General features: G+C 32.5%; 14 protein-coding genes. 3 read left to right on the top strand and 11 right to left on the bottom strand.

Translation table 11 applies throughout. The features are described from left to right. Window positions 1-8: 8 nt before the first annotated feature. The 4 genes from AC1DMU_RS05475 to AC1DMU_RS05460 all read right to left on the bottom strand — a co-directional run bounded on the left by AC1DMU_RS05475 (window position 9) and on the right by AC1DMU_RS05460 (window position 2930). On the bottom strand, window positions 9-869 hold the full coding sequence (locus AC1DMU_RS05475) for a DegV family protein (RefSeq protein WP_088122376.1): 861 nt from the start codon (window positions 867-869) through the stop codon (window positions 9-11). Window positions 870-1349: 480 nt separating this feature from the next. Further along, window positions 1350-1802 (bottom strand): spore coat protein, encoded by a 453-nt coding sequence (locus AC1DMU_RS05470; RefSeq protein WP_088063739.1) that lies wholly within the window; start codon window positions 1800-1802, stop codon window positions 1350-1352. 14 nt (window positions 1803-1816) lie between these two features. After that, window positions 1817-2017, bottom strand: coding sequence for a hypothetical protein (locus tag AC1DMU_RS05465; RefSeq protein WP_060487103.1), 201 nt, complete (start codon window positions 2015-2017; stop codon window positions 1817-1819). A 364-nt stretch (window positions 2018-2381) separates the two neighbouring features. After that, window positions 2382-2930: a spore coat protein gene (locus tag AC1DMU_RS05460; protein WP_088063740.1), complete on the bottom strand. Its 549-nt coding sequence runs from the start codon at window positions 2928-2930 to the stop codon at window positions 2382-2384. 829 nt (window positions 2931-3759) lie between these two features. On the opposite strand from AC1DMU_RS05460, the gene AC1DMU_RS05455 reads away from it, so the two are divergent. Together AC1DMU_RS05455 and AC1DMU_RS05450 are read left to right on the top strand one after the other, a co-directional pair. Then, window positions 3760-4191, top strand: a complete 432-nt coding sequence (locus tag AC1DMU_RS05455; RefSeq protein WP_060487105.1) for a GNAT family N-acetyltransferase — start codon at window positions 3760-3762, stop codon at window positions 4189-4191. A gap of 247 nt (window positions 4192-4438) precedes the next feature. Continuing rightward, on the top strand, window positions 4439-4612 hold the full coding sequence (locus AC1DMU_RS05450) for a hypothetical protein (RefSeq protein WP_088063741.1): 174 nt from the start codon (window positions 4439-4441) through the stop codon (window positions 4610-4612). Window positions 4613-4731: 119 nt separating this feature from the next. Here AC1DMU_RS05450 and AC1DMU_RS05445 read toward each other — a convergent pair whose 3' ends face one another. Further along, complete coding sequence (locus tag AC1DMU_RS05445) at window positions 4732-5502, bottom strand: GNAT family N-acetyltransferase (protein WP_087983809.1); 771 nt, start codon at window positions 5500-5502, stop codon at window positions 4732-4734. 259 nt (window positions 5503-5761) lie between these two features. After that, window positions 5762-6541: a BC_2878 family exosporium-associated protein gene (locus AC1DMU_RS05440; protein ID WP_088063742.1), complete on the bottom strand. Its 780-nt coding sequence runs from the start codon at window positions 6539-6541 to the stop codon at window positions 5762-5764. Between the two features lie 253 nt (window positions 6542-6794). Between AC1DMU_RS05440 and AC1DMU_RS05435 the strand changes: the two genes are divergently transcribed. Continuing rightward, a complete protein-coding gene (locus AC1DMU_RS05435; RefSeq protein ID WP_046954336.1) occupies window positions 6795-7115 on the top strand; it encodes a hypothetical protein in 321 nt (106 codons plus the stop codon). Window positions 7116-7169: 54 nt separating this feature from the next. On the opposite strand, the gene AC1DMU_RS05430 is transcribed toward AC1DMU_RS05435, so the two are convergent. The 5 genes from AC1DMU_RS05430 to AC1DMU_RS05410 all read right to left on the bottom strand — a co-directional run bounded on the left by AC1DMU_RS05430 (window position 7170) and on the right by AC1DMU_RS05410 (window position 12698). Beyond that, window positions 7170-8705 carry an MDR family MFS transporter gene (locus AC1DMU_RS05430; protein WP_476941480.1) on the bottom strand — a complete coding sequence of 512 codons (1536 nt, stop codon included), beginning with the start codon at window positions 8703-8705 and terminating at the stop codon, window positions 7170-7172. 23 nt (window positions 8706-8728) lie between these two features. Continuing rightward, the gene (locus tag AC1DMU_RS05425) at window positions 8729-9436 is read right to left on the bottom strand and encodes a cytoplasmic protein (protein WP_088063743.1); all 708 of its coding nucleotides are present in this window, start codon (window positions 9434-9436) and stop codon (window positions 8729-8731) included. Between the two features lie 18 nt (window positions 9437-9454). After that, a complete protein-coding gene (locus AC1DMU_RS05420; RefSeq protein ID WP_088063744.1) occupies window positions 9455-10165 on the bottom strand; it encodes a bactofilin family protein in 711 nt (236 codons plus the stop codon). Window positions 10166-10178: 13 nt separating this feature from the next. Then, window positions 10179-10802 (bottom strand): YhbD family protein, encoded by a 624-nt coding sequence (locus AC1DMU_RS05415; RefSeq protein WP_087980731.1) that lies wholly within the window; start codon window positions 10800-10802, stop codon window positions 10179-10181. A gap of 159 nt (window positions 10803-10961) precedes the next feature. Further along, complete coding sequence (locus tag AC1DMU_RS05410) at window positions 10962-12698, bottom strand: ABC transporter substrate-binding protein (protein ID WP_088063745.1); 1737 nt, start codon at window positions 12696-12698, stop codon at window positions 10962-10964. Window positions 12699-12778: the final 80 nt, after the last annotated feature.

Genomic DNA, 12778 nt, shown 5'->3' with positions numbered 1-12778 from the left:
TCAATCCTTTACTCTACTTCATTTAAGAAGAACAATGTTAACGCACCAGGTCCTGTATGCGCTCCGATTGCAGCTCCAATTGTATTTACGATAAATACTTCACAGCCAAATCTCTCTGTAATTAATGCTTTTAAAGCTTCAGCTGTTTCTATGTCATCACCATGAGTCATAGCGATTGTTTGACCTTTAAGGTCTTTTCCACGCTCTTCCATAATATCTACAATTCGGCTTAGTACTTTCTTTTTCCCTCTTACCTTTTCAAGTGGTACAAGTTTTCCTTCTTGCACGTTTAAGATCGGTTTAATGTTTAGTAAACCACCGATAAAACCAGCTACTTTACTTAAACGCCCACCTCTCACTAAGTACTGCAAGTCAGCTACTGTGAAGATATGTTCTATATGGTTCATTAGAAAATCAACACGTTTTAAAATATCTTCTTTTGATGCGCCGTCTTTCGCCATTTTAGCAGCTTCTAATACGACAAGCCCTTGACCAAGCGAAGCACATTTCGTATCAATAATTTCTAAATCTAAATCAGCATATGTTTCTTTCACTTCTTCTTTAATAACAACTGACGATTGATATGTACCAGACAGTTCAGATGAAAAAGCTAAATATATACAAGGATTACCTTCTTTTGCATAAGAAACAAATTTTTCTTGGAAAGTTTCAAGTGAAGGCAATGACGTTCTATAAACAGCGCCTTCTCTCATGTTTTGCAATAATGTAACTGACTCTAATGTAACTCCATCTAAATACTCTGTTTCTGCTTCATCATAAACACGGAGTGGAATTAAATCAATATCATATGCTTGCAGCAATTCTACCGGTAAATCCGCCGCACTATCCGTAATGATTTTAACACCCATTTTTAAACCTCTATTCTGTTATAAATATAAAAAATATAAAATAAAAATAGTACTTTTAAATTATATACGTAAAACTTAAATGAAGAAAGGAAAAGACTTTATATTGTATGCACTATTCTTCAAATGTTGAACTGTTAATAAAAATCATTCCAATTTAACCAATTGTTTATTGTTATTTTTTCTATACCACGAATAATTTTAGGGATTTTTCATTATTATATTTAAATTACTTAATTTAATGTGGTCTTTTCAAATTTATACTGTTTAAAATTAAAAGGCCAAATCCAATAAAGGAAACGGCTTTTTAATTTTTAAAAAAATAACCAAACTTTATTTTCCATCACATTGTTTGTTAACCTTATTATTCATGCAATGTTAAATATTAGTCCAATTATGATTAATATTTTAGCCTGTACTATAATTAAAAAAGTGAATACTTATCCCTAAGAAGCACCATATTTAAAAAACAGGTCAAATATTTTATAGAATATTTAATTTTACTAGTAAAGCTAATAAAATTTGGAGAAGAATTTGAACATTTACTGCTATGTCTGTATCCGTAGTCGTAACTGTAACATTTCTAGAATTTCTAATGACAGTTTCTTGTTTATTAACTTGTTTAACAGATGATTTTTGAAACAATTCTTGTGCTACACGGTCAGCTTTTTCACTATCTGCTATAGAAATACTTATTATAACCACGATAGCTGCTTGTAATGCTGCTTGAATAGATAACGCAGCTTTTGTATCTGTAGTAGTAACTTCTACATCTGCTGAATCAACAATTGTAATAGACTCTTCAGAAATTTGATAAGTTTTGCTTTCTTGTGCAGCTGCTTCTGAAACATTGGCATTTTTAAAAGATGGATGAGGATTTGAAGAATCTAATGCACTCCACTTTTTATTTTCATCTGTATGGCATGCTTTGTCCATAAGTTCACCCCCTTTCAATCTAAATAATTATTAACCTGTGATTGTATTTCAGAAACAATACTTTTAATTTGCTGTTTTTTTTCTGGCGATAAATTTTTTAACCTTTCTTCATTTATCCCATGCCTATTAAAAATATCTGAGAGTAAAAGGTCTATGATTATATTCTTTTGATCCTTATCAAACTTAAAGGAAGAAAATTTGTTTAAATCATCCATTTACAATATTCACTCCAATCAATTTTCTATAAAATTTTTAAATAACTACCAGCATTATATGTAATTTAATAAAAATTGCTTGGACAAGTAACTCAATCTTCTATTTCCACTTATTTTTACTAATAAAATCAAAAAGCTGGCTTCTAATAAGAAGACAGCTTTCCTTCACATAAACATAAGTTTCATTTACTGTTAAATAATGTATTTAAATTTTACTATTTTGCAGTTTTCCACACTTACTTTCCCATTAATATTGAATATTAATTCAGTCATAATAAGAATTCCAAGCTTGTACCACATATTACAACAAAAAATATTTACTTAGAGTGAACCCTTATAGCTAAATATAAACAGATTAGAAACATTATAAAATGTTTAGTTTAACTAATAAAGCTAATAAAATTTGAAGGAGAATTTGAACATTCACTGCAATATCTGTATCAGTAGTTGTTACGGTTACGTTTCTGGAATTTTTAATAAATGTTTTTTGTCTATTAATTTGTTTAATAGATGATTTTTGAAATAATTCTTGTGTTATTTTATCTGCCTTTTCACTATCTGCTATAGAAATACTTACTACAACCACAATAGCTGCTTGTAATGCCGCTTGAATAGATAGCGCAGCTTTTGTATCTGTAGTAGTAACTTGTACATCTGCTGAATCAACTATTTCAATATATTCCTCAGAAACTTGATCGATTTCATCTGCTTGTATAGCTTCTTCTAAAAAATTTGAATTTTTACTAAATGAATAAGAATTTAATATTTCGGAATCCTGTCTTATTGATTCAGAGTCCCCTTTTTTTGGTTCGCAATCCTGTTTTATTGGCTCAGAAACTCGTTTTTTCGGCTCAAACTCCCGATTTAATGGATCTCGGTTTTTCTTTCTTCTACAAACTTCACAATCACACATAAAATCACCCCTTGTAGTCTAAAAAATTAGCAATATGACAATATTGGCTAACTACTAGCATTTTATGTATTTTAAAAAATATTGTTTGGACAAGTAACTTGAATTTTTATTTTATTTCTAATTCTTTTTTCTAATAACAAAAAGCTGCCTTCTAATAGGAAGACAGCTTTGTTTGTGACTATTCTAGAATAGATTTCATACAATATAATTTTTCCTTTCTTATAACCTAAGCTCGTCACTTTAGTTATAAAAATATGAGTATATCCTATAGCCTTTTTGAGGAACCATCCATAATTTATTTCAGAAAAAGTGCTTTGTTTTACTGAAAGGTAGTTGAGGAAACAACCGCCTATTTATTTAAAACAAAATAAAACTTTTATATAAAGGCCCATAATTAAATACACTTAACTTCATATGATATATTGCATCCTTTCTTTTTAGAATGAGTAGTCGTTACTGAAGGGCACTTTTCGAAGTGCTCTTATATTTATATCCCTTTTCTTTTTCTGGAGGATTTTTATCACTCAGACTGATGATTACCACTTTTCCTTAATAGTTTCAATTAATACAGTAGCTACTAACCCTATAAACTCTATACGCTTAAACAATAATGCGTTACCGAACGCATGAACTAATTTTCATTTTGACTATGTAACACTAAATTCACAAGGTTATTATCCTCTGTTTGGTGAAGCTATCATTTCAATACCAACAAACCCACACCTTCAACTAATAACTTAAACAAATGTGCTATAGCTAGTTTTTTTTGATATAGCATCTTACGTTCTATATACTGAAGATAGAGCTAGTATTCTGAAGGAGGGTGTATATGAGTATTCAACTAGCCACATCTAATGATTTAGAATGGATTAATAATCAATATGACTCAATCGGTTTTGTAAGAAGTGATTTAAAAAGGGATAAAGTTGCAATTATTACTTACAACAACGAGTATGCAGGTGTTGGCCGATTAGTCCAAATAGATGAAGATACGATAGAAATGGGCGGGATTTTTATTCTCACTAAATTTAGAGGCCTACAATTAGCTGGGGAACTTGTTTCATTTTTAGTAGAAACTGCGAAGAAATTACAAGTACAACATGTATACTGTCTTCCTTTTGAGGAATTACAAAACTTTTATAAGAAATATGGCTATACTGAGGTTGATACTACGAAAGAAGTAGTTCATCCAATTATTCTAAAAAAATATAATTGGTGTTTAGATCATTATGATAAGCATGTTTTATTATTTAAGTTGTAAGTATGCCTAAAGAGAGCGTATACAAAAATATAAATTACTAGACCACTCAAATAATAACCGTACTTTATTTGGTCACCATCAGCTTCTACAAGTTATACAATTACTACATACGTTTCCTTTTTCCACTAACCTTACTTTTGTATAAAAGATTATTTTGTTTAAAATTACCTTAATTCGTATTCCAATAAACTAATCTGAAGGTGAATTCCTATATAATACAATTAAGTAATTAAAAGGAGCGTTATTCATGATAGATGTAATAAGACTCGTTATCTTTATTGTAGTTGCAATTGGTGCTATTTTTAACATTTACCTAGAATTTAAAAAACCTAAAAAAAGTATATACTCAATCGTTTTTTTATCAGTACTCTTTATCGGTGCCTCAGGTTTAATCAAAGATATTTTATCTAAACTTTTATAGTTATTGGATTAAAAATTACTGTTCTGTCAATAATGTAAGTAACATGATTGTATTTCTCCATTCTGCTTTGGAGAGGAGCAGTTAGCTTTTGCTAGCTGCTCTTTTATTTAAAAATGATTTCATCTATTATCCACAAAATACGTATCATATGCCTTATCAAAAACATATCCTAGTTTTTCTGCCAGTTTAGCAGACGTAGTATTCGCAGCATCCCAGTTTGGATATATCTCTTTTTCTAAGCAGGCCAAGATTAGCGCTGCACTAACTATAGTCGCCAACCCTTTTCTTCTATGATTGTGATCAGTCGCCACTTCAATTTCAATCCCATTATCATAAATGCTATACGATGATGCACCGCATACAACTTCACCTTGGTACAAAATACTATACCCTATACCTCGTTTTAAATAATCTTCTACTGATTGAAATTGACTTGTAAAATCTTCAGAGACCTTATGTAGTGTAGGGATATTTACGATATGTTCATCTATTCTTCGTAACTCGTATCCTTTTGGAAGCGCTGATATAAAAGATTGTAATTTTGAACGATTAAAAACTTCCGCATTACGTTTGAATTTATAGCGTAAAAACTTATCTATTTTTCTTTCGTAAAATGTTTCTAAACGCTTTTTCCACTCTTCACTATTTACGATTACTAACATTCTATCAGGAATGTTACGTAGTAATTCTTCTGTTTCTTTCCTATTTGGATCCCCAGCATAAAATGTGAAAATCCCTACCGTAACTTGCGCTACTGTTGGGTTTTCAAGATCATTTACCCAAGCAGTACCCATATGTCCTTGTAAATAAGAAAGTAAAACAACGTTATTGAAATCCTCGAACATAGTAACTAATTTTTCTCTCGTATGTATACTCGCTTCATATATCATTTACATTCCCGCTTTCTTTGGAATCAGTTTAACTCTACTTTTCATATATAAACAAAAGTTTATTAAACTATATATAATCGTAAAATATTCGTAAATATAAAATTATTATAACATCTAATAAATAGTAAGCGACTGTCCTGTATAAAGGTTAACAGTAAATATACTTAATAATAATTTGCAATCTACATGTAACCGATTATCATCTTTTATTATGTAATAGCCCTCAATACTCGTTTGAGGGTTCATTTAAATACGTATGTTATAACTCATTCTTATAAATATATGATTCTGTTCCTCCATTTTTATATACTTTAGTCAATTTAACAACTGACTTGTACGTATTATTGTCATTCGTCACCATCTTTTTCATATCTTCTATTTCAGCATTACCAGTTCCACTCTCGATTTTCAAACAGTTCGAAATGTTGAGGTATCCACTCGATGCGAAAAGAATAATAAACGTAAGATCAGGGAAATTAATGAACAGTATTCCAAACTTTAAAGGATTCGTAGTCGTATCAGATAAAACTAATAGAAAGTTTAATAGTTCCGGCACTTGAACAAAATCTTTAGAAACAATCGCTTCACCTATTATAGTAATTTGCTTTACGACATTCCCCATCTCATCTATAAATTCAGTACAACTAGGTGCATCAATTGTTTTTGCTTGTAGTGATAAATTCAATTCTGGATTGTAAAAGTCAAAAAAGAGTGTACTACCCTCTGTTAAACATTGTGGACAAACATTTCCAAGTAAACTAAAATCCTCTTCAATAAATTTAACTTTCGTTTTACAACTACAAACTTTTCCTATTCGAATTGCATCAATCCTAGAGCAATCTACAAAGATAACCTCATTGTCCTCTTGTACGAAGGATACGGTACCATTCCTCTTATTAAATGAAAGAAAATAAGATACTACAATTTCGTTTCCGGCGATTACAATACTCTCAACTTTTGTAAAAGGCTCTAGACTTCGCAAAAATTCACAAATACTATTTTGGCAGCATTGATAATTTCGTTTCGGCTCACAATCCACTTACACTCCATCCCTTCCCTATATGTTTTATCTAATACATATACTATGAACGGAGTATAAAAAAGCTTGGACAATATAACTTTAACTCAGGAATATAGGTACTTACTTATCACATTAATAATGAAATTACGCCAATAATGAGTAATAGCACATAAATTTCCCTATAAATACATATAACAATTTCATCTTTCATGAAAAAAACGTTATAATAAGGTGTAGCCTCTACGATTACGTTATAAAGGAGAATAAAACAATGGCTAAAATTAAAGTATACCAAGCAAAAGAAGAAAATATGGATGCAGTAAAGAACATCATTGATGTTGAGGAACAAAACCCAACTACTGAAAACTTACAAAATCTATATGCATGTGTATTAGAAACAGAAGATATGGCATTGCCTGAATCATACATTGAAGAAGATATCTTAATTGATTCTATGGAAGTTATGGTTAACGCTTCTCAAAACAAACTAAGAGACTTAGGTGCATACGATGTAATCGAAGTTCAAAACAAAGGTAAGAAAACACAAATTTTATTATTAGCAGACGAAGAATACGAAATTATCGAAGGCTAATCTAAATCCGTACATACGAAAAAGCTCCTTTCCAATTGGAAAGGAGCTTTTTCATTACGCTTTTGATGTTTCACTCTTTTTATTCGTTTGCTGTTTCTTAATTACCATACGCTCATTTCCCATAAAGAAAATAAATATGAATGCTAGACCTGCTGGTACTAATGCCCACATAAATGTTTGAACAATGGAGCTAGAAAGAGCGTCAATAATTTTATCTAATATGTGCGGCGGGATTTGAGATCTTGCCGATTCTGATAGAATAGCTCTTGAATCTCCTAAAGCGTTTGTATTCATTCCTCCGCTCATACCTTTAAAAGCTTCTTCTAATTGATCTTGGAAACCTGTTCTTTGAATCATTCCGAAGATTGTAATACCAAGTGTCATTCCTAATGAACGAATGAAATTACTCGTTGAAGTTGCAGATCCGCGCTGTTCCATACCGAAGTTGTGAATAGCTGCCATACTTAGTACAGAGAATGAGAAACCTACTCCAAATCCAATAATAATCATATAAACCGTTAATAATATACGACTTGTTTCTGGCGTTAATGTGCTTAATAAGAATAGTCCAATTAGCATAATAACAGCAGAAATAATCATAATGTTTCGGTAGCTAAGCTTCGTCGTTAAAAATCCACCTAACTGCGCTGTTACGACTGATCCTAACATCATCGGTAAAAGTAATAATCCTGAGTTTGTTGCGCTACCACCGTATACACCTTGAATGAATAACGGTATGTATACAGTTGCTGACATGAACGCAGCACCGTAACATAATGCAATAATGGTACTCATTCCGAATAAACGTTGTTTAAACATTTCAAATGAAATGATCGGTTCTTCTACTTTACGTTCAATAAAAATAAATGCAATAATTAAAATAGCAAATCCGCCAAATAAACTTAAAATAAAGTTAGAATCCCAATCATACTTTTGTCCACCTAGTTCTAAAGCAAACATTAGCGAAACTACTGCACCAACTAAAGTAATTGCGCCAAACCAATCAATTTTTTGCTTTCTATGAACTCGTGATTCTTTATAAAAGAATGTAATAAAAATAAATGCTAAAACGCCAAGCGGTAAGTTAATGTAAAATACCCAGTGCCAGCTTATGTAATCTGTAATATACGCACCAAGCAGCGGGCCAAAAATACTTGATAAACCAAATACTGCTCCGAATAATCCACCCATTTTCCCGCGCTTTTCAGGAGGGAAAATATCAAAAACGATAGTAAACGCGATCGGCACTAATGCCCCGCCACCAATACCTTGAATGGCACGATAAATACCTAACTGTGTAATATTTTCAGCAGTACCACAAAGTGCCGAACCAATCATAAAGACGATTAAACCGAAAATAAAGAATCTCTTTCTACCATACATATCTGATAGTTTTCCGAATATCGGCATACCTGCCATTTCTGCGACCATATAGGCAGAAACGACCCATACAAAGTTTTCAAGGCCTCCTAAGTCACCAACAATCGTTCCCATCGCTGTTACGACAATGGTATTGTCCATTGATGCCATTAAAATACCTAGCAATAAGCCCGCCACAACAAAGCCGAGCTTATTATTCTTCTCAACCATAACCTTGCTCTCCCTCGTACTACTTATATTTGTTTATGTTCTTTTACAACTGCATTACCTTTTTGATTAAAACTAGTATGATATTCTACAACACTAATTTCACATCCTGGACCAATGGTAACGTTATTTCCTCGTACTACTTCAGCAATCGTATGCTCTAAATAAATTTCATCTCCTTCAATGATAGACGTTTGGAGGCTTCCAGCATGACTTGTAAATGGAATAAATCTCGCTTTTTTACGAACGGTAATCTTTTTACCGCCGATTTCTCTCACTTTGCTGCCTTCATAACGAAGTGAAATTTCAATATTTTCAGCATTAAGTAATCCATCACTTTCAAGGCCACCAGTTAGTGATAGTTCTTCAACTTCAATATCTCCTTTCACATTTAAAGCGCCTTTCACATCTACGAAATCACCAGTAAACTTCCCTTTAACTTCTATCATACCTCTTACTTTCGTTTTTTCAATATGGGCATCACTATTCATTTGTGTATTTCCGTATACTTTTACATATTCCGCATCTACATTTCCTTGTACTTCACTATCTCCATACACGACATAATTTTTCACTTTCATATTACCGCGCACTTCACTCGTGCCGTACGTTTTAAATTCATTACAGCTCATATCATTAGAAATCGTTCCTTCACCGCGAATATTCACTTTGTTATAATCCCCACCTGCTGAACTACCAGAGCCATTGACAGTAAGACTATGTTGATGTTCCATATTACTTTCTCCCTCCCATTAAACCTGCTTCATTTCTTTTACATTTGCGCTTTTATCGACAGTAAGAACACCCGTATATTCAATGAGTTCAATCTCACAGTTCGCTCCTACTGTCACATTGTTTCCTCTTACCGTTTTTATGTGAGCATAATCAATATCAATATTGTCACCTTCTAATAGTTCAGCCTCTAACTGCATACCAAATACTGATTTAAACAGTCTACTAAAAGTACTTAGTCTATGTTTTACTTTAATCGTTTGACCACCAATTTCTTTCGCTCGACATGTACCGTGAATATTAATATTTATTTCATCGGCACTTAATAATCCACCAATTGTAAATTGGCCTTCTGAAGAAAAAGTATCCACTTCACAATTACCATCAATCGTCGCTTGACCATTGACTTTAAACTCTTCACCAGTTACATTTCCACCTATCGTACCTTTTCCTGCAATTTTCAAACTGTTCGCCTTCACATCTTGCGTAATTGTTGCTTTTCCATCAATGCGCATCGTTTCCGCGTGTACTGTGCCATCGACTTTACCCGATCCACTAATTCTCGCATTGCTACTTTTCAAATTTCCAGTAACAGCACCATATCCGTTACATTCAAATTGGTCACATTCAATATTTCCATTAACAGTCCCTTTTCCATTTAATTGCACTTTATGAAACTCGCCGCCATTCGATGAACCGTAACCATTTATAATCAAATTATCTGTACGCATACTTTCTCCTCCACTACAACAGTTTCGTTTTTAATGCTTCGGTATATTTCATAATCGCTTCGCGTAAAACAATTTTGGTACCTTTTTCAAAAATTAAATCGTCCACGTTTGAAACTAAGAAACATGTAGAAATCCCTAACTTTCGGACGATGATTAAGTCACAAGTTTTATGCTTAATTGCTTCATAATTTTCACGTAAAACTTGCAAGACCATTTTTCCTTCTTCTAAACTAATCTCTCCCGATTGTAGTAACTCTTCTAACATATACACATAAAGAATATCTACAAATTGAAACTCTGTTGTTTTATTCGTTTGTTCTATGAAGAATTGTAAAACTGGCTCTGATGCAATTCCTTTACGTAAGACGTCTTCTTTTGTTAAAAGAATTTCTCTAACACTCGGTGAAAACATATTTGCTAGTTCATCAAGTGATAAATCTTCTTTCATCGTTTGGATTTTATCAATACGCTCTAATATCTTTTCTTTCGGAAAAAATGTCTCTTGACCCGTGAATGTTGACTTTCGTACAAACCAATCTTCCGGTATTAAATTTTTTCTTTTCCACCTATATAACTGTCCGTATGAAATACCAGTTAGTTCTAATAAATCTTTTTTTGAAATTAAATCTGTACTCAACTGTATAACACTCCTTCCTGACAACAATGTAACATAACACTGTTACGCTGTAAATAGACTTTTATCGTAAGTAGCGTAACAATGTGTAAAACAAACCTGTTTCACACACGAAAAAAAGGCTCTTACACATCATGTAAAATGCGTAAAAGCCCTTATTTATCAACATGTAAACCATATTTCATAAAAATCAATCCACCCTTGTGAATTAATCATTATATTTTGTACTTTTTCGTGAGAAGTTACTTGTTGTTTGTTACGATATAAAGGAATAATATGAATGTGACGTAACAAAGTGTCCTCAATATCGCGTAACAATGTAACTCTATTCTCTAAATCTTCTTCTTTAAAATAAGGGAAGAGCTTTTTATGAAAGTCCATGCTGCTTTGCCCATGAATAAAACTATTTTTTGTAAGAAACATATATAGCAGACTATCTTCTATTCGTTCGCTAATCGTTGCACTATCATGCATCATATCAGCCTTTTGTATCGTACTGATTTCCAATAACTCTTCAACTTCAAGAAAATTATTTTCTACACGAATCCCATACTTCGCACACTCTTTCTGAATCCATTGTGCATCTTCTACATGATCTTGTCCTGTAAATGTGTAGAGTTGTAGCACTTCATGATGATACATACTCTTTTTCACTAAACATTCTATCTCTTCCTTAATCTCTACTTTTCTTTCATTTGCTAATATTAGTTTCTTAGCCACTTCTCCACGTTCTCCGCCGAGTTCTTGAACAATCCTATCGCCATGAATGATTTTATGTAGTGCCTTTCGAAACAGCTCATCTTGCATTGGTCCTTCTTTTACAAGATTGCACGTTACATATGTCACGTTCGATTCAAGCCGAGACAACTCTTTATTAGGCTTTTCTTTATCTTTATATTGCGCCTTTACTAACACGTCATACGTATTTACATTTTGCTCTACATTCATTAGTTCAATTCGGTCAAGAAAAGGTCTTTCACGATAATATAAATCATGCACTTCTAAAACAAATAATTGTGCATTTTTCTCGCGTAATATAAAAGGTCCTGTACCAATAAAGTTTCCTGCTTCATCTTCATTTACGATAGAACACTGTTCTGCACTTAGCATATGTAAAAACATCCTATTTTCCGTATGTAATTGAATTTCAACAACAAATTCATCCACTGCACGGACATTTTCAACATGTTGCAACATCCATGCGTGTGGGTTGTTTTCCGCTTTCATAAATCGATTCAATGAATGTATAACATCATGTGCGGTAAGTCGTTTTCTATTATGAAGATGAATACCTTTTCTTAAATAAAATGTCCAAACCTTTTCAGCGTCATTATATTGCCAGTGAAAAGCAAGTCTTGGCTCTATACAATTTGTTTCCTCATTCACATATACGAGTGTATCAAAAATATGTTTAACCATATGACATTCTGAGCGCATCGTAGCGTAAACCGGATCCAAAGCGATGTCTAGATTCATTTGTACTTGCAACCGAAGTACATCTTTTCTTCCTTCTGGTGTCCTTTCTATTTTATGACCAAATATGGAATCTATCCAAGCTTCATACTCTTTCTTTACTAATGGAAATTGTGAGCTGTAGCGTTCCACAAATGAGATTCCACTTTTCACATCCCCTTTTTTCGTTAGTTCTTTTCCTCTGTCTAAAATTAATATCATCGGTTGCTTTTGAAATATTAATTTAGAGCGATTCCCTCTCCCCCGCCCTGGAAACCAAGCGATCCAATTTAACTCTTCTAATTTTTTTATTATTAATTTACTATTACGCTCCGTACAAAATAAAGTTTCTGCTATCATTTGTACGGTAACTTCTAATTGTTCTCCTTCTTGTCTACCTTTACCATAGGCACACCATAGTTCAATATATTGATTTAAAATAAACATCATAATCCCCCTAAAAGGTGAAAAATAACCCCTTTTGTTTCTACCCTTTTTCCACTCCTCCTTTCATCTTATCATTTCAA

This window comes from Bacillus sp. 01N45, from assembly GCF_056399205.1.
The sequence above is the reverse complement of the archived record's forward strand: the minus strand, read 5'-3'. Positions and strand labels throughout refer to the sequence as shown.